Raw genomic sequence first — 17,097 nt, forward strand, 5'->3', positions numbered from 1 at the left:
GTAGTGCAACTACCGCCACCTGCGGTGTTACCTACCACCCACAGAATAACTGTTGGGCTGTAGGTCACCCCCTCAACAAACTCGCGTTCGAGTTTGAGGTGATGTCATTAGGGAGAGGCTCATGGCGCAATTTATCGACAGAAGGCTAAACGGCAAAAACAAAAGCACCGTCAACCGACAACGCTTTTTACGCCGTTACAAAGAGCAGATTAAAGAGTCGGTTGCGGATGCCGTTAACCGCCGCTCAATCACTAATACGGAATCTGGTGAAGATGTCTCGATTCCAACTCGCGACATTAAAGAGCCGATGTTTCATCAAGGCAAAGGTGGCGTGCGTGAACGTGTGCATCCGGGCAATGACCAGTTTATTCGTGGCGATAAAATCGATCGCCCCAAAGGTGGTCAAGGCAGTGGCGGCTCAGGTGAAGGCGAGGCCAGTGCCGATGGTGAAGGCAGCGATGATTTCGTATTCCAAATTTCCAAAGACGAATACCTCGATATTTTGTTTGAAGATTTAGCACTGCCGAATCTCAAGAAAAACCAAGTTAACAAAATCACCGAATGGAAAACCCATCGCGCAGGTTTCCAAACCTCGGGTGTACCCTCCAACATTTCTGTAGTGCGCTCACTGCAACAATCCTTAGCACGCCGTACGGCGATGACTGCTGGTAAACGCCGTTTAATGAGTGAGTTGGAAGAAGAACTCGAACGCATTCAGCGCAGCGAACCACCCCAAATCATGGAAGAGATGCGCATCAAGCAAGAGATTGAAGAGCTGCGCAATAAAATTGATAGCGTGCCTTTTATCGACACCTTTGATTTGCGCTTCAAAAACTACGAAAAGCGCCCTATTCCGTCCAGTCAAGCAGTGATGTTCTGCCTAATGGACGTATCAGGCTCGATGGATCAGGCGACCAAGGATATTGCGAAACGCTTTTATGTTCTGCTTTACCTGTTCCTCACTCGCACCTATGAAAACGTAGAAGTGGTGTTTATACGCCATCATACGCAAGCCAAAGAGGTGAATGAACACGACTTCTTCTACTCGCAAGAAACGGGCGGCACCATAGTGTCCAGTGCACTTAAGCTGATGCATGAAATCATTGAAGCACGTTTCCCACTGGGTGAATGGAATATTTATGGCGCGCAAGCTTCTGATGGTGATAACTGGGCAGACGATTCACCGCGCTGCAAAGAGTTACTCTCCAACAAGCTGCTGCCCTATTGCCAATACTATGCCTATATCGAAATCACGCGTCGCTCACACCAAACCTTGTGGCACGAATATGAAAAATTACAGGCATCCTTCGATAACTTCGCGATGAAGAACATTCGCAGTGTCGAAGACATTTTCCCTGTGTTTAGGGAGCTGTTCCAAAAGGAAAATGCGTAGGGAGACTGAGAGATGACAACCAAAGCCAAAGCCGCACCCAAGCGTAAAGCTGCCCAAAACAAGCGACTGCCCGATGGCCCAGATTGGACATTTGAGCTGATCGAACACTATCACCAAGAGATTCGCCGAGTTGCTGAGTTTTATCGTTTGGATACTTACCCAAACCAGATTGAAATCATCACCTCAGAGCAGATGATGGATGCCTATTCCAGCATCGGCATGCCCATCAACTACAACCATTGGTCGTTTGGCAAAAAATTCATCCAAACCGAGCAAACCTACAAACACGGTCAGATGGGGTTAGCGTATGAGATTGTCATTAACTCCGATCCTTGTATCGCCTATCTGATGGAAGAAAACACCGTAACCATGCAAGCCCTCGTGATGGCACATGCCTGTTACGGCCACAACTCCTTTTTCAAAGGTAACTATCTGTTCCAAACCTGGACGGATGCCAGCTCGATCATCGATTACCTGCTGTTTGCCAAAAACTACATTGCCGAGTGTGAGCAAAAATTTGGCGTGAATGAAGTCGAAAAGCTACTCGACTCCTGCCATGCCTTAATGAATTACGGGGTTGACCGTTATAAACGGCCAGAAAAGATCTCGATTGCCGAAGAGAAAGCGCGCCAAGAAGAGCGCGAAGCCTATCTGCAATCTCAAGTGAATGCCTTGTGGCGTACTGTGCCGAAAAAAGCGGTTGAGCAGGAAAAACATCGCCGTTTCCCGAGCGAACCGCAAGAGAACATCCTCTACTTTATTGAGAAACACGCTCCCCTTCTGGAACCTTGGCAGCGCGAAATCGTGCGCATTGTACGTAAAATCAGCCAATATTTTTATCCGCAGAAACAGACCCAAGTCATGAACGAAGGATGGGCCACCTTCTGGCACTACACCATTCTTAATCATCTTTATGATGAGGGATTAATCAGCGACAAATTCATGCTGGAGTTTCTGCACAGCCACACTAGCGTTGTGGCGCAACCGCCCTACAACAGCCGTTATTTCAGTGGTATCAACCCTTATGCGCTTGGGTTTGCCATGTTCCGTGATATCAAACGGATCTGTGAAGAGCCGACTGAGGAGGATAAAGAGTGGTTTCCTGAGCTCGCGGGATCTAACTGGTTGGATGCCCTTCACTTTGCGATGCGTAACTTTAAAGATGAAAGTTTTATCAGCCAGTACCTATCCCCTAAACTCATTCGCGATTTTAAGCTGTTTGCCATTTGCGATGATTATAGAAAAAATCACATCGAAATCAGTGCTATTCACGATGACCTCGGTTATCAACAAATCCGCGAAAAACTCGCGGCACAATACAATCTCAGTAACCTTGAACCCAATATTCAAGTGTATAACGTCGATGTTCGAGGCGATCGCTCATTGACGTTGCAGTATGTTCCACACGATCGCATTCCGTTAGATCCAAGCTACGAAGAGGTGTTGAAACACATGCACCGTCTATGGGGTTTTGAAGTCAAACTGGAGGAGGTCAAAGACACAGGAAGAAGAGAGATCCTCGCAACCTGCCCAAAAAAGAGCGATTTTGAAAGCCGAATTTAATTTGGGCTGCAATACAACATTCCTAACACTTAATAAAAAAGCTCCTTCACAGGAGCTTTTTTCTGATTTGCTTAACGAATTTTAATTTAAAAATTAGCGTGCACGTTCAGTAACAATGCGGCGCACCATTTCCAAATCTTCAGGCGTATCCACCCCTGCTGGTGGCGCTTCTAACGCGACCGCGACATGGATTTTTTCACCATGCCACAGAACACGCAGCTGTTCTAAGCATTCAATTTTTTCAAGCTGACTTGGTTGCCAATGCAGATAAGTGTTGATGAACCCTGCACGGTAAGCATAAATACCGATATGGCGCAGCAGTGGCTGAGCGATAGACTTATCGGCTTTAGCGAAGTTATCTCGATCCCAAGGAATCGTGGCGCGGCTGAAGTACAGTGCGTAACCGTTTTTATCGGTGATCACTTTCACCGCATTCGGGTTAAACACTTCGGCTTCATCTTTAATTTCCACCGCTAAAGTCGCCATCGGCGCACTGCATGCGGCCAAGTTATCCGCCACTTGGCGAATAATTGTCGGCGGAATCAACGGCTCGTCACCTTGCACATTCACCACGATGTGATCAGCAGGAATCGCCATTTTCTCCACCACTTCCGCCAGACGTTCTGTGCCAGATTGATGATCAGACGAAGTCATGCACACCACACCGCCAAAGGCGTGAACCGCTTGCTCTACACGCTCATCATCGGTTGCAATAATTACGTGGTCAGCACCGGCTTGCATGGCTTGTTCATATACCCATTGGATCATGGGTTTACCACCGATGTCCGCCAGAGGCTTACCCGGTAAGCGCGTGGATTGGTAACGCGCAGGGATCACGACAGTAAATGACATTAGCGTCCCTCATCCATATTCATGCTGCGAGCTTCCGGCTCTAAAAGCACGGGAATGCCTTCTTTAATTGGATACGCCAAACGATCTAGTTTACAAATCAGCTCTTGGCGATCTTTATCGTAAGTCAGCTTACCTTTACACACTGGGCAAGCGACGATTTCAAGCAGACGGTGATCCATACTGTTCCATTACCTCTTTAATTTTGTCCACAATACGCTGCTCCGCTTCTGGAGCAAATTGAGCCGAAACGGGCAAATACCACCAATTGGGCTGGGCAAATTCAGCGCATTTTACGGCGTCTTTTTCTGTCATGATCAGATGTTCGCCCTGCTGCGCCAGTTGATTCAACTGAGCTGCATCAAAGGCTTGATGATCGGCAAACCCTTGGCAATGAACTAAATCTGCATTGAGCTCACGCAAGGTATTAAAAAAACGGGAAGGGTGACCAATTCCAGCCATCGCGCATACGCGAGTCAGCTTGCTCACTGCACAGCGCTCACCCGTGTGCAAATTAATCGCCTCAGCGGGTTGAAGATGCATCGCGATTTCATTGCACTCTGCTATGCCACCATTGGTGATAATGAAATCAACTTCATCTAACCGACTGATCGGCTCACGCAGAGGACCTAGCGGGATCAACTGTTGGTTACCAAAACGGCGTGCGCCATCTACTACCGCGATTTCGATATCTCGTTGCAGCGCATAATGCTGCAAACCATCGTCGGTAACCACAATGTTAACGCCGTGCTCAAGCAGCGCTTTTACCGCATGGCTGCGCACAGGATCGACGGCCACAGGTGCTTTCGTGCGTTGAAAAATCAGCTTCGGTTCGTCACCGCAATGTTCCGCAGGCGTTTGCTCACTGACGACTAAGGGATAGCTTGGCGCTTTAGCTCCATAGCCGCGTGATACCACCCCAGGGCAATAGCCGAGGGCTTGCAGTGTTTCCACCAACCAAACCACAACCGGCGTTTTACCATTGCCACCTGCAGTAATGTTGCCTACCACCACGACAGGTAATGGTGCTCTATAGGAGGGTTTGTCACCCGTTTGATATGCTTTGCGCCGTGAGCGGCTAATTACCCCAAACAACCAGCTGAATGGCCACAACAGTGGCCATAACAGATAACCCAACGGATGGCGGTGAAACCAAATCTTTTCTATCACCACTATTCACCAAATTGGATGCGGTGCAGTTGAGCATACGCGCCATCTTGTGCCAACAAGTCAGCATGACGGCCCCGCTCAATAATTTCACCTTCATCGACCACAAGGATCTCATCGGCTTGCTCGATGGTCGACAAGCGGTGCGCAATCACCAGCACCGTTTTGTTCTTCTGAAGCTCATTCAATGCCGCTTGGATCGCACGTTCAGATTCAGTATCTAATGCTGAAGTGGCCTCATCAAGGATCAGCACTGGAGCATCACGCAGCAACGCACGAGCAATCGCCACACGCTGACGTTGACCGCCAGATAAACTCGTACCGTTCTCACCAATCACGGTATCCAAACCTTGCGGCATGTTTTCAATAAATTCCATGGCATGCGCTTGGCGAGCGGCTTGCTCAATTTGCTCGCGCGTGTATTCACCTTCGGCGGCATAAGCGATGTTATTGGCGATAGAGTCGTTAAACAGGTGCACGTTTTGCGAAACCAACGCAAAATGACGGCGCAAATTGGTCAGCTTGTAATCGCGCACATCGTGTCCATCAAGACAAATCGCCCCACTATCAACATCGTAGAAACGAGTAAACAGATTAGCGATGGTCGATTTACCAGAGCCAGAACGGCCAACCAGAGCGACCGTCTTCCCTTGCGGAATCGAGAACGAGACATGCGATAACGCCGGCTTTTCTTTGCCTTGATAGGTGAAAGTCACGTCTTTCACTTCCACTTCACCTTTGACGCGATCGGCCTCGTACTTGCCGTTGTCACGCTCAGTTTCCAGATCCATCAAACCGAACAGAGTTTGGCATGCCGCCATACCGCGTTGGAATTCCGACGTTACGCTGGTCAATGCTTTAAGTGGACGCATCAAGCCAAACATAGCGGAGAACACCACGGTAAAAGTCCCCGGTGTCAATTCGGCACGAATCGAGTCAACGCTGGCTAAAAACAGCACAGCAAACAGAGCCAGTGAGGCAATCATTTGGATCACGGGATCCGCGATAGACTGCGCCGAAACCAGTTTCATGGTTTGTTGACGCATGTTGTTGCTCACTTGATCAAAGCGTTTACGCTCAACCTCTTGGCCACCATAGCTCAATACCACTTTGTGACCTTTGAGCATCTGCTCTGCTGAGGATGTGACATGCCCCATGGTGGTTTGCATATTGCGCGAGATTTTACGAAAGCGCTTAGAAACAAAACCAATCGCAAACGCAACTACGGGCGCAACCACAATCAATACCAACGAGAGTTGCCAGCTGTTCCAGAACATCAGCACCAGTAAACCAACGATGCTCGCCCCTTCACGTACAATACTGACCAAAGCACGGCTAGTGGCACCCGCCACTTGTTCTGAGTCGTAAGTAATGCGTGATAACAACCCACCAGTGGATTCTTGGTCAAAAAAGCGCACTGGCATGTGCATAAAGTGATTAAACAGACGGCGACGCATCTGCATCACGACATTGCCAGAAACCCAGCTCAGACAGTAGGAAGAAGCAAATCCACTTAACCCGCGCACAAACATCAAGCCTAAAATCATGAAAGGCAAAATACGTAGGAAATTGGATTCTGCCTCACCAAAACCTTCATCTAACAAAGGTTTTAGTAAAGAAATCATATATGTATCGGCAACAGCATTGATAATCAACGCAACAACCGCAACAGTAAGGCCCGCCTTGTATAAGCGGATATAAGTCCACAGACGTTTAAAAGTCTGCCAAGTAGTTTCGTCAGAGTGAAGTGACATAGAAAGGCTTTTCTGATTACAAAATTGCGCTCATTCTACTCCTTTACGCAGCATCTGCCTATACCATGGCACCCAGCCAACTCCACGCTGAGTAAACCAATCAAACTGATCTGGATAGAAAAACAGACTGATTTGTCCCGCGTGACCAGTATCTAGCCAATCAGATTGCTGGCTTTGATAACGCTCCACCACTTGTGGATTAGGCAAATTCCAGCGGTTATCTTTGGCGAGGGAAGCAATCGCCATCCGTGGTTCGACTTTCGCAATAAACTCAGCGGTGGATGAAGTTTTGCTGCCGTGATGAGGCACTATCATCACTTCGCTCGATAAAAGCGCACCTCCACGAGCAAGTAGCCATTCTCCCATGGCGGTGACATCCCCAGATAACAACACGGAATGGTTAGTTTGGAGATCGGTCATGCGAATCACACACGAATGCTGATTGTAGGCTCGATTCACCAGCCTCGGAGGCCATAGTACTTGGAAATCTAATGACTGCCATTGCCAGCGCTCACCGCGCATACAGGGCATAAACGCCACATCAACTTGGCTTGCACGTATCCATTCCGGTTGCCAACGCTTGGCCAAACTTTGCCAATCTCCGGCATGATCATTATCGAGGTGACTTAGAATCAACCCATCGAGCCGGCGAATACCCCGCTGTTGCAAAATGGGCTCGATCAGACTTTCTACGTAACTGCCTCCCGACCAACTGCTCCCCGTATCGTAGATAATGGCGCGCTTATCTTGCTCAATCACGATGGCTAAACCGTGCCCGACATCCAAAACATCCATGCGCCACCGAGGGGTGACTGAAGGAAACCACCACCACAGCACCGCAATACACCATGCCAAAATGCAAGCTCGTAAGCTCATCACTCGGTACAACAAACTGATCACGACTAAGGCAGCCACGAAACCTTGTACGGTTTTCGGTATCACCACCCATCCTACATCCGCAAACTGCAGCGCCCAATCGAGGGGATAGAACGTCCAGTCCACCCAAGGCCAATAAAGCGTCGCCCAATACGACATCGTCACGTTGAGAAACAAACCCACAAACAAAGCGGGAACAATCACCACGGAGAACCAAGGGATAAACAGTAAATTGTACACCACGGACGTCATGCTTAATCCACCGAAAAAGTATGCGGTGACTGGCGCCATTAAACAGACAAGAGTCAGTTGCGCCCACAATAACGCTTTCCACCAAGCCTGACGCTTCTCTTGATTGGCCAATTGATACAACACAATCGCAACGGCGAGAAATGACATCCAAAAACTGTTTGAAAGCGATGCAAAGGGCGACCAAACTAAAACCGCACACAACGTCAGCAGGATCCGTTTTAATGCTGAAAGAGGAAACCCCAAGATCACCAATCCCACATTCAGCAAGCACATAATCAGCGCACGCTGGGTTGGTATAGTGAACCCCGCGAGCCATGCGTATAACACGGCTAATAATGCACCCACCACGAAAGGAGACCACAACAATTTGCCATGCAGACGCATCAGCCCCTTGCCTAACAAGTACCCAATACTGAAAGCGATACCAATATGCAAGCCAGAAATCGCCACCAAGTGAATTAAGCCGCTGTTGCGCAAGGCTTGCCATTCTTGTTCACCAATCCCTTTTCTTTCACCAAACGTCAGCGCTAATATCAACCCTTGATAAGGGCTGTTTTGGGTGAGTAACTCAAGCTGCGTCAGTAAAGCGGAGCGTAGGCTATGTTGCGGCACAATCTGGTATGTCGTATTCGGGCTGACAACCGCTCGCGCAAGAACCGATTGAGTCAGAGAGTGGGCTTCTAAATCAAAGCCCGTTTCATTAAGACGCCCCACAATGGGCTTAAATACAACCGTAAATTCGAACTGCTCATTCGGTTTTAACGCTACTGGAGCCGTTAAGCGTACACGAGGCCACATCAGTCTGTTTAAGGTTTGACCATTCACCTCATGAATCAAGACTAAACCCTCATATGCGTAACGAGTTTGCGTAAAAAAGCTGTCAACCTGACCTTTTATGATACTATCCGAGCCTGCTTGAGAGAGCATGTTGGATTGATCTCGCATTAGGTTGCCATGGCACACGACAGTGAATATGGCCAACGCGAAGCCAAGGAGTTTGCGGCAAGCTCGGTAATAACTGAGCACGCCAATCAGGATAAGGCAAAACCAAGCCCAGCCCCATGTCGGCATCCAAGGCCAATACGGTGCAGAAAGCAAGGTGATCGAAAAAGAGATAAGCGACCAGTAATTCGACAAGAGAGTCATAATCCCGTATGCCAAGAAAATTTATTAAGCGGTTTATGCCTGACCACGAAGTGATCAAACGCCAAAAAGCGCTGCGCGTATTTGGTAATGTGCTGTACAACCCAAATCTCTGGTGTCTAAATCGCCGCTCTGCCGCCGGTGCTTTTGCTGTCGGCTTATTTATGGCGTTTGTTCCACTTCCGAGCCAGATGATTATGGCTGCCGGATTAGCTATTTTGTTCGGGGTTAACTTACCGCTTTCAATCGCACTGGTGTGGATCACCAATCCGATCACCATGCCGGTGATTTTCTATTTCACCTATAAGCTTGGGGCTTGGTTGATGGGCACCCCCACACAATCGTTCCACTTTGAGCTGACGTGGGAATTTCTCCTCAACCAAATGAGCACCATTGGTCCACCCTTTTTGCTCGGTTGCACAGTTTGTGCGGTGTTAGCGTCACTGATTGGGTATTTTGGCATTCGTGGTTTATGGCGCTATTCCGTTGTTCGCAGTTGGCAAAAACGTCGCACCAGTAAGATGCCGGAGAATCAGCCTTAACACACGGTACAGACAAGCGGTTGATACCAAGTTGCGAGCAACTGCATTCGCCGTTTTGCAAACAATGTTGACTCAAGATGAAAAAAGGACCCTAAGGTCCTTTTTTATTGAATGCGGAGTAAGCACTCGGTGTGTTTCTCCGAAATGCTCAACGCTACTTGCTACTCAGCACTTGAGCGGGATTCAGGCGACTGGCACGCCGCGCCGGATACCAAGTAGCAAGCAGACTTAATATAATCGCCGTGCCCGAAACTAGCATCACATCGAACCACTCGACTTGTGATGGAAGAAAATCCACAAAGTAGATATCGCCTGACAAAAATTGATGTCCGATCAGTTTCTCCAACCCTTTGATCAGCGGCGTTAAATTTAACGCAACTACCACACCAAACAGGCTGCCGACAATACTGCCCAGAACACCAGAAAACACCCCTTGCCAAACAAAAATGCGTTTAATCAGACCATCCGTCGCCCCCATGGTGCGTAGGATCGCAATTTCACCAGCACGATCTTTCACCGCCATCATCAGCGTTGACACAATGTTAAAGCTCGCCACACCAATGACCAACACCATCACCAGATACATAATGGTACGAACCATCTGAATATCGCGGTACAAAAAACCATACTTTTGCTGCCAACTGTGCAAATAGACGTATTCATTGAGCTGGTTACCCACTTCACGTACGATCTGTGTCGCTTGCAGAACATCCGCCACTTTCACGGATATGCCTGTCACGCCACTGCCCAAATTCGCGTAGCTTTGTGCATCTTCCAGTGGCAGTAACGCCAAACTGTGATCAATTTGCCCATTAAGTGTCAATAAACCACTGACTTTCACACGTACCCGTTTCGGAGCTTGTACTTTTTCACCACTGGTCGCACTTGGGATCATCAGAGTAATAAAATCCCCAACCTGCACACTGAGTTTATCGGCTACCCCTTGGCCTAAAATCACCTGCTGTTCACCAGGATTAAAATGTTGCCAGGCTTGCGGGGTAATAAACTGCGATAAACGAGATACGGCTTGTTCACGTTGCGGATCAACACCACGTATTTCAATCGCTTTGAGCTGGGTGCCATTCTCTGCCAACGCCGTCATTTTCACATAAGGTGCTGCGGCGATAATGTTTGGTTGACGGGCAGCTTGCGCCATTAAGTCCGGCCAACGCTCTACAGGGCCACGCACACCTTCAAATTCCCCATGCGGGATAACCGAAAGCACTCGCGATTGCAATTCACGTTCAAAGCCATTCATGGCCGAAAGACCAATGATGATCACCGCCACGCCCACAGCAATCCCAATCGTCGAGGAAAGCGAGATAAATGACACCATCTTGTTACGTTGCTTGGCGCGACTAAAGCGCCCACCAATAAACAGAGCTAAAGAGGAAAACACTTAGGCCCCCGTCATATCGGTGAGTAGCCCATCTTTCATGTGCATCTGGCGATCCATTTTCGCGGCTAACTCACCATCATGGGTCACCACTAAAAATGCCGTGCCAGATTCTCGATTCAGCTCACGCATCAAATCGTAAATCGACAATGCCGTCTTATGATCAAGGTTGCCCGTTGGCTCATCGGCTAACACTAAATCGGGTTTATTGACTAACGCGCGCGCAATGGCGACACGCTGCCGCTCACCACCAGACAACTCTGATGGGCGATGGACTAAGCGATGACCTAAGCCAACTCGCTCAAGCAGGCTTTGGGCTTGCGCTTTCGCTTTTGCTACATTCATTCCACCAATCAACAGAGGCATCGCGACATTTTCTAACGCCGAAAAATCCGCTAACAGATGGTGGAACTGATAAACAAATCCCAAGTGCTGATTGCGAATTTTGGCTTGCTTATTGGAACTCAGCGCATGTAATGGCTGACCAAGAAACTCTACCTGACCTTCACTGGCATCATCCAATGCTCCCAAGATATGCAGTAGGGTGCTTTTTCCTGAGCCAGAAGAGCCAATGATCGATACCAACTCACTCCGCTTTAACTCAAAGCTCACCCCTTTAAGAACCTGAGTTTGCAACTCACCTTCTTGGTAGGTTTTGCAAACCTCATGACAACGTAAAAGGTTATTCATAACGTAACGCCTCAGCGGGTTGAACAGAAGATGCGCGATAGGCTGGGAACAGCGTTGCCAATAGGCTTAAAACAATCGCAAGAACAATAACTAAAACAATTTGTAGTGGCTCGATCACCACAGGCAAAGCCCCGCCCACTGAGAAAAGGGCTACCCCTAACGCCTCCATCAGGCTATTGAGATTGGCGGCTAGCAGCACACCAAGACCTCCGCCCACTAGCGCGCCAATCACCCCACTACTCGCGCCTTGCACCATAAAAATGGCGAGCACTTGTTGTGACTGCATCCCTTGGGTTTTCAAAATTGCCACTTCGGCCTGCTTTTCCATCACCACCATGATCAACGCCGAAATGATGTTAAACGCAGCAACCCCCACGATAAGACCGAGCATTAATCCCATCATGTTCTTTTCCATACGCACCGCTTGAAACAATTCGCCGCGTTGCTCACGCCAGTCGCTCCATTGCCAACCGTCTGGTAACGGTTGCTTTGCCAGAGTGCTGACCACAAACGGGTCATCAAAAAACAGTCGCCAACCTGAAATTGTCTGTGCGTCATAGCGCAGTAATTTGGCGGCATCACGCAGATGAGTCACCATCAGTTGCCCATCCACATCCGACCCCGTGTTAAAAATGCCCGCCACCGTAAAGTTACGCTGACTGGGTAAGCGGCCTAACGGAGTGAATTGGCTCGCTTCTGTCACCATCAGACGCACTTTATCGCCCACCGTAACATTGAGACTGCGCGCCAATAAATGACCGAGAAAAAGTTGGTATTCACCCGCTTGTAAAGCCGTGACATGTCCAGCAATCAGGTGTTGTTCAATCGGATCATTTTGTTGCGGTTCAATACCAATCAACAACCCTGCTGCCAATTGTGATGCACTTTGTACTACCGCCTCACTGCGCACCAAAGGTTCAGGCGCGCGTAGCGTAGACAGTGCGGAGATGAAAGCTGGCGGTTGATTGGCAAAGGCGGTTTTACCCACATCTTGCGTCACCACCGCTTGGGGCAAAACGCCTAAAATGCGCGATTTCAGTTGTGTCTCAAAACCGTTCATCACCGATAACACGGTCACCAAAGACATTACGCCGATCGTGATCCCTGCCGTCGACATATAAGAGACAAAACGGCTAAAACGATCACCAGAACGACCGCGTAAATAGCGCAAACCAATAAAAACCGATATCGGATGAAACATAAATCCAACCATAGGAATAGAATGGCGTTAATGTAGCGAGAATCCCTCCGCGGTTGTAGCTTTTCTTTGCCAAATCTGTGTAAGAGGACGTTTATTTCACACCGATAACAAGGACATACCTTGATTAGTTACTGCTTATGACGATAATCAACACAGATGTGAGAAGGAACCCTCTATGAATGACCAAGAATTCTTTACTGTTCACCACGCGCTAACCATCAATGTGGAGCCGTTGGCGGACCCTTTCACCCTCCCTTCTCATGAGATTTTTGAAGCCGAGATCCCAGCGCCTTTTGTGGTCGCCAGCGAATTTAGTCAGCTAGAGCAACTCAGTGACAGCGCGCGCATGGAGCTGAAAAACAGTGATTTCAAAAGTGTCCTGCAATTGCTTGAAGCGCAAAACTCAAAGCTCAACCTGCTCTTGACTTTTATGTTGTCCCAGCAAGTCGATCCCCACTCGCGCAGCGCGACAACCCGCTTTGGGGCAAGCCAGTTGACCTATCTGGCCAAATCACCATTAGCTTTGGGGCAAAAAGTCCGTGTTAAACTGTTTTTGGAATACCCTGCGGCCGCCATATACTGCTACGCCAGCGTCATCGAATGTAGCCAACAATCAGAACACACCTTAGTAACACTGAAGTATGATCTGCTGCGCGATGTGGATCAGGATTTACTGATCAAAGCCGCCTTATATCAACAGCAGCGCCTGCTGCGTCAACGCTCACTAGACCGAGAAAAACCTCAAGCGTGACTATGACTACACACTCCCTACTCTCTCTATTTTCGGCGCAAGGTGCCGGAGACAAAAAAGCCATCGGCAACTTACACGGCTCTAGTCTGGCCTTAGCGATCGCGGAATTGGCGAATGCCCATACTAGCCATACTTTGCTGGCCGTACCGGACCCGCAAACGGCACTCAAACTGCTGCACGAAATTGAACAGTTTAGCCAAAGTGAAGTGGCTCTTTTCCCCGACTGGGAAACGCTACCGTACGATAATTTTTCGCCGCATCAAGACATCATTTCCGATCGCATTTCGCGCTTGTATCAACTGCCAAGCTTGACTCGTGGCATCACAATTGTGCCAGTCAGCACTTTACTGCAACGCCAATCACCCCGTGATTTCTTGTTGCAACACACCTTAATTGTTAAACGAGGTGATCTTTTCTCGCTCGATAAGCTGCGCCTCCAGTTGGAAAACAGCGGCTATCGCCATGTCGATCAGGTTTTTGGTCCAGGTGAATACGCAAGTCGCGGTTCGATCCTCGATCTCTTCCCGATGGGCAGCAGTGACCCATTTCGGATTGATTTTTTTGATGATGAAATCGACACCATTCGCACTTTCGATCCGGAGAACCAACGTTCGATTGCGGAAATGGATGAAATTCGCCTGTTGCCGGCACATGAATTCCCGACCACCGCCGCCGCAATTGAAGAGTTTCGTAACCGTTGGCGTCAGCGCTTTGAAGCGCGCCGTGAGCCTGAATCGATTTATAGCCAAGTCTCCAAAGGCACTTGGCCAGCGGGGATTGAATACTGGCAGCCGTTGTTCTTTGATCACAGCGAAACCTTATTTGACTATCTCCCCTCCAACAGCCAGCTCTTGGTCGTGGGCGAGTTGGAAAAATCCATCGACCAATTTTTGGCTGATGTCGATTACCGTTACGACCAGCGCAATATCGACCCACTGCGCCCACTGCTGCCACCGAATGAGCTTTGGTTGCGTAAAGATGAGCTATTTACCCACTTTAAAACTCTGCCGCAAGTCCAACTGACCAGCTCACCCATCGAACTGCGCGCCGGCCGAATAAATGCCCAAGTGCAACCATTACCCGTATTGGCCGTTGAGCATCAAAACAAAGAGCCTTTGGCAGCACTGCGCCAGTTTAGTGAGCAATTTGTTGGCAAAATCATTTTCTCGGTCGAATCTGAAGGCCGCCGTGAAGCATTGCTTGAACTTTTGCAACGCATCAAGTTACGCCCGCAAAGCCAGAGTGAATTCAGCATTGCCTGCCAGCAAGCCGAAAAATTCTCACTGGTACTCGGCTCAGCAGAGCACGGATTTATTTATGGCGACAACCAAGTTGCCCTGATCTGTGAAAGCGATTTACTCGGCGATCGGGTGATTCAACGTCGCCGCAAAAAAGATCGCAAAACCGTCACCAACAGCGATGCGGTGATCCGCAACCTTGCCGAGCTTAAACCGGGGCAACCTGTGGTACATATCGATCACGGGATTGGTCGCTACCTAGGGTTACAAACTCTCGAAGCGGGTGGCATGGTCAGCGAATACGTGATGCTGGAGTATCAAAACGAAGCCAAGCTGTATGTCCCAGTTTCGTCACTCAACCTGATCAGCCGTTATTCCGGTGGTGCAGAAGAAGCCGCCCAATTACATAAACTGGGTGGCGAGGCGTGGGTCAAAGCTCGCCGTAAAGCGGCTGAAAAAGTGCGCGATGTCGCAGCAGAGCTATTGGATGTGTATGCCAAGCGCGAAATCAAACCGGGCTTTAAATTCCACCTCGACCGCGAACAATATGCGACCTTCAAAGCGACTTTCCCGTTTGAAGAAACCGATGATCAAGCGATGGCGATCAACGCCGTGTTGTCAGACATGTGCCAAGCCAAAGCGATGGATCGTTTGGTGTGTGGCGATGTCGGTTTTGGTAAAACTGAAGTGGCGATGCGCGCCGCGTTTGTCGCCACCGACAACGGCAAACAAGTCGCGGTATTAGTCCCGACCACCCTACTCGCTCAGCAACATTTCGAGAATTTCCGCGACCGCTTTGCCAACTTGCCGATCCGCGTCGAAGTGCTCTCCCGCTTTAAATCAGCCAAAGAGCAGAAACTCATCCTACAAGATGTGGCGGACGGTAAGGTCGATATTCTGGTCGGCACCCATAAACTGCTCTCTAGCGAGATTCGCTTTGCGGATCTTGGTTTGCTGATTGTCGATGAAGAACACCGCTTTGGGGTTCGTCAAAAAGAGAAAGTCAAAGCAATGCGTGCGGATGTCGACATCCTCACCCTCACCGCCACGCCGATTCCGCGCACACTGAATATGGCGATGAGTGGCATGCGCGATCTCTCGATCATCGCGACGCCGCCAGCGCGGCGTTTGGCGATCAAAACCTTTGTCCGTCAAAGTGAAGACAGCGTAATTCGCGAAGCCGTGCTGCGTGAAATTATGCGTGGTGGTCAAGTGTACTTCCTGCACAATCAGGTCGAAACCATCGATAAAGTGGCGGCAGATTTAGAAAAACTGGTTCCTGAAGCGCGGATTACCGTGGCCCACGGGCAGATGCGTGAACGCGAACTGGAGAAAGTGATGAACGATTTCTACCACCAGCGTTTCAATTTACTGGTGTGTACCACAATCATCGAAACGGGTATCGACGTTCCGACAGCGAACACCATCATCATGGATCGTGCAGATAGCCTAGGTTTGGCTCAGTTGCATCAGTTGCGTGGCCGTGTAGGGCGATCACATCACCAAGCGTACGCCTACTTGTTAACCCCGCCGCCGAAAGCGATTACCAAAGATGCAGTAAAACGTTTAGAGGCCATCGCATCCTTAGAGGATTTGGGGGCTGGCTTTACTCTGGCAACGCACGATTTGGAAATTCGTGGTGCTGGTGAGCTACTGGGTGAAGAACAGAGCGGCCAAATTCAATCGATTGGTTTTACCCTGTATATGGAAATGCTTGAACAAGCAGTTGAAGCCCTGAAATCGGGTAAAGAACCCGCGCTGGATGACTTGCTGCGTGAGCAAACCGAAGTTGAAATGCGTCTGCCTGCCTTGCTGCCGGAAGATTATATTCCGGACATCAACACCCGTTTGTCGATGTACAAACAGATTGCCAGCGTCGCCAGTGAAGATGAATTAGTCGAGCTCAAAGTCGAATTGATTGATCGCTTTGGTAAATTGCCTGACGCCGCGTTAAACTTACTCGCCATCGTCGAACTGAAGCTTAATGCTATGCGTCTCAAAGTGCGTAAAATTGAAGCCCATGAACGTGGCGGATACATCGAGTTCTATCCCAATGCTGACATTAACCCACTGTTTTTGGTTAAACTGCTGCAATCGCAACCTAAGCAATTTGCGATGGATGGGCCGACCAAATTTAAATTTACCTTGCCGTTGGTTGAACGCAGTGCGCGCATTCAATTTGTCGCTGACATGTTGAACGATTTCCAGCAAAATGTGCTACCGGCGATTTAAGTAATTAACCAGATGTAATAACCCAGTGTGAAACACTGAACAACGGAGTG

Annotated in this window: 13 protein-coding genes; 5 read left to right on the forward strand and 8 right to left on the reverse strand. The window is 49.1% G+C overall.

From position 1 onward, the window contains the following. Window positions 1-121 precede the first annotated feature (121 nt). A complete protein-coding gene (locus MKA69_RS12690; protein ID WP_000046687.1) occupies window positions 122-1,393 on the forward strand; it encodes a YeaH/YhbH family protein in 1,272 nt (423 codons plus the stop codon). Window positions 1,394-1,405: 12 nt separating this feature from the next. Beyond that, window positions 1,406-2,956 (forward strand): SpoVR family protein, encoded by a 1,551-nt coding sequence (locus MKA69_RS12695; protein ID WP_305848170.1) that lies wholly within the window; start codon window positions 1,406-1,408, stop codon window positions 2,954-2,956. A gap of 93 nt (window positions 2,957-3,049) precedes the next feature. Here MKA69_RS12695 and kdsB read toward each other — a convergent pair whose 3' ends face one another. From kdsB to MKA69_RS12720, 5 genes are read right to left on the reverse strand one after another with little or no spacing between them, the layout of a single operon-like run. Continuing rightward, window positions 3,050-3,808 carry a 3-deoxy-manno-octulosonate cytidylyltransferase gene (gene kdsB / locus MKA69_RS12700; RefSeq protein WP_000011323.1) on the reverse strand — a complete coding sequence of 253 codons (759 nt, stop codon included), beginning with the start codon at window positions 3,806-3,808 and terminating at the stop codon, window positions 3,050-3,052. Continuing rightward, window positions 3,808-3,987, reverse strand: a complete 180-nt coding sequence (locus tag MKA69_RS12705; RefSeq protein ID WP_000350067.1) for a Trm112 family protein — start codon at window positions 3,985-3,987, stop codon at window positions 3,808-3,810. Before MKA69_RS12705 ends, kdsB begins: the two co-directional genes overlap by 1 nt. Further along, entirely contained in the window at window positions 3,968-4,975 is a 1,008-nt protein-coding gene (lpxK, locus tag MKA69_RS12710; RefSeq protein WP_305848171.1) for a tetraacyldisaccharide 4'-kinase, read from the reverse strand. The genes MKA69_RS12705 and lpxK overlap by 20 nt, the downstream gene beginning before the upstream one ends. Window positions 4,976-4,977: 2 nt before the next feature. Continuing rightward, window positions 4,978-6,726, reverse strand: coding sequence for a lipid A ABC transporter ATP-binding protein/permease MsbA (msbA, locus tag MKA69_RS12715; protein WP_000052162.1), 1,749 nt, complete (start codon window positions 6,724-6,726; stop codon window positions 4,978-4,980). 30 nt (window positions 6,727-6,756) lie between these two features. Next, window positions 6,757-9,000, reverse strand: coding sequence for a DNA internalization-related competence protein ComEC/Rec2 (locus tag MKA69_RS12720; protein ID WP_305848172.1), 2,244 nt, complete (start codon window positions 8,998-9,000; stop codon window positions 6,757-6,759). Window positions 9,001-9,008: 8 nt separating this feature from the next. Between MKA69_RS12720 and MKA69_RS12725 the strand changes: the two genes are divergently transcribed. After that, the gene (locus tag MKA69_RS12725) at window positions 9,009-9,539 is read left to right on the forward strand and encodes a DUF2062 domain-containing protein (RefSeq protein WP_009355280.1); all 531 of its coding nucleotides are present in this window, start codon (window positions 9,009-9,011) and stop codon (window positions 9,537-9,539) included. 154 nt (window positions 9,540-9,693) lie between these two features. On the opposite strand, the gene lolE is transcribed toward MKA69_RS12725, so the two are convergent. From lolE to lolC, 3 genes are read right to left on the reverse strand one after another with little or no spacing between them, the layout of a single operon-like run. Further along, window positions 9,694-10,938 (reverse strand): lipoprotein-releasing ABC transporter permease subunit LolE, encoded by a 1,245-nt coding sequence (gene lolE / locus MKA69_RS12730; protein WP_055030655.1) that lies wholly within the window; start codon window positions 10,936-10,938, stop codon window positions 9,694-9,696. Further along, entirely contained in the window at window positions 10,939-11,625 is a 687-nt protein-coding gene (lolD, locus tag MKA69_RS12735) for a lipoprotein-releasing ABC transporter ATP-binding protein LolD (protein ID WP_305848173.1), read from the reverse strand. It abuts the gene before it with no gap. Beyond that, window positions 11,618-12,826 (reverse strand): lipoprotein-releasing ABC transporter permease subunit LolC, encoded by a 1,209-nt coding sequence (lolC, locus tag MKA69_RS12740; protein ID WP_000468905.1) that lies wholly within the window; start codon window positions 12,824-12,826, stop codon window positions 11,618-11,620. The genes lolD and lolC overlap by 8 nt, the downstream gene beginning before the upstream one ends. A gap of 175 nt (window positions 12,827-13,001) precedes the next feature. Here lolC and MKA69_RS12745 point away from each other — a divergent pair, with 175 nt between their 5' ends. Both MKA69_RS12745 and mfd read left to right on the forward strand, forming a co-directional pair. Continuing rightward, entirely contained in the window at window positions 13,002-13,577 is a 576-nt protein-coding gene (locus MKA69_RS12745; protein WP_000999600.1) for a PilZ domain-containing protein, read from the forward strand. Window positions 13,578-13,579: 2 nt separating this feature from the next. Next, window positions 13,580-17,047, forward strand: a complete 3,468-nt coding sequence (gene mfd / locus MKA69_RS12750; protein WP_305848174.1) for a transcription-repair coupling factor — start codon at window positions 13,580-13,582, stop codon at window positions 17,045-17,047. Window positions 17,048-17,097 lie beyond the last annotated feature (50 nt).

It is taken from the genome of Vibrio sp. AH4 (genome assembly GCF_030710545.1).
Taxonomy (GTDB): Bacteria; Pseudomonadota; Gammaproteobacteria; order Enterobacterales; family Vibrionaceae; genus Vibrio; species Vibrio metoecus.

Coding starts and splice junctions, on each gene's coding strand:
- MKA69_RS12690 (WP_000046687.1), top strand. CDS start 122: ATGGCGCAATTTATCGACAGAAGGCTAAACGGCAAAAACAAAAGCACC.
- MKA69_RS12695 (WP_305848170.1), top strand. CDS start 1,406: ATGACAACCAAAGCCAAAGCCGCACCCAAGCGTAAAGCTGCCCAAAAC.
- kdsB (WP_000011323.1), bottom strand. CDS start 3,808: ATGTCATTTACTGTCGTGATCCCTGCGCGTTACCAATCCACGCGCTTA.
- MKA69_RS12705 (WP_000350067.1), bottom strand. CDS start 3,987: ATGGATCACCGTCTGCTTGAAATCGTCGCTTGCCCAGTGTGTAAAGGT.
- msbA (WP_000052162.1), bottom strand. CDS start 6,726: ATGTCACTTCACTCTGACGAAACTACTTGGCAGACTTTTAAACGTCTG.
- MKA69_RS12720 (WP_305848172.1), bottom strand. CDS start 9,000: ATGACTCTCTTGTCGAATTACTGGTCGCTTATCTCTTTTTCGATCACC.
- MKA69_RS12725 (WP_009355280.1), top strand. CDS start 9,009: ATGCCAAGAAAATTTATTAAGCGGTTTATGCCTGACCACGAAGTGATC.
- lolD (WP_305848173.1), bottom strand. CDS start 11,625: ATGAATAACCTTTTACGTTGTCATGAGGTTTGCAAAACCTACCAAGAA.
- lolC (WP_000468905.1), bottom strand. CDS start 12,826: ATGTTTCATCCGATATCGGTTTTTATTGGTTTGCGCTATTTACGCGGT.
- MKA69_RS12745 (WP_000999600.1), top strand. CDS start 13,002: ATGAATGACCAAGAATTCTTTACTGTTCACCACGCGCTAACCATCAAT.
- mfd (WP_305848174.1), top strand. CDS start 13,580: ATGACTACACACTCCCTACTCTCTCTATTTTCGGCGCAAGGTGCCGGA.